Raw genomic sequence first — 681 nt, forward strand, 5'->3', positions numbered from 1 at the left:
GAGACTGCGCTGCTGGAGGAGCGCGCTGAGCGCGAGGCAGCGCTGCTTGCCAACCCGCTGGCGCCCAACGTGGCCAAGCGGGTGGCGAAGGAGGATCGGAAGCGGAAGATTCGCGGCAAGACAAAGAAGGGGCGGCGCGAGAGGGACCCGTACGGCTGTACCGTGGAGCCGGGCGAGCCGCTGCCCGACACGGCCGTCCCACTGGCACGCACGGCGGGCAGGCACGGTCAAGCCGACTTCCGCAGGGCCACGTTTCCGTACCAAGCAGGCGCTCGGAAGTGAGAAAGTCGGCATGTACATTGTCGCGCTGGCAGTCCCTATCGAATCACGTGGCACTTGCGCAGCTGCGGCAGCGGCGGGGGTGGCGGCGGCGGTGGCGGCGGCGGTGGCGGCGGCGGTGGCGACGGCAGCAGCATGAGCAAGGCAGGCAACGCCCGCAAGCCGGACACGCGTACCAATGCATGCACTCGTGCAGTGTCGGACTCGGAGGCGAACAAAATCTCGACAGCGTGCTGAGGGTTGCGCGGATCATAGTCTTCCACATACTCCACTGCATGCAAGCAAGTGTGAGCACAAGCACTGCAGCGACGAGCCATGCATGTGACGCACGCATGCGCACGGGCACGCGGAACTGCAGGGTGCGCTTCGCTCTGCACACGCGCACGTCGCGCAGGTCTGCAT

Annotated in this window: 1 protein-coding gene; it reads left to right on the forward strand. The window is 67.0% G+C overall.

The window, feature by feature from the left end:
* Positions 1-282, forward strand: a 282-nt coding sequence (locus ACK4SE_RS14025; protein WP_409693950.1) for a hypothetical protein, incomplete at its 5' end; no start/stop codon positions are given.
* Positions 283-681 lie beyond the last annotated feature (399 nt).

This window comes from Brevundimonas sp. (assembly GCF_046293315.1).
Taxonomy (GTDB): domain Bacteria; phylum Pseudomonadota; class Alphaproteobacteria; order Caulobacterales; family Caulobacteraceae; genus Brevundimonas.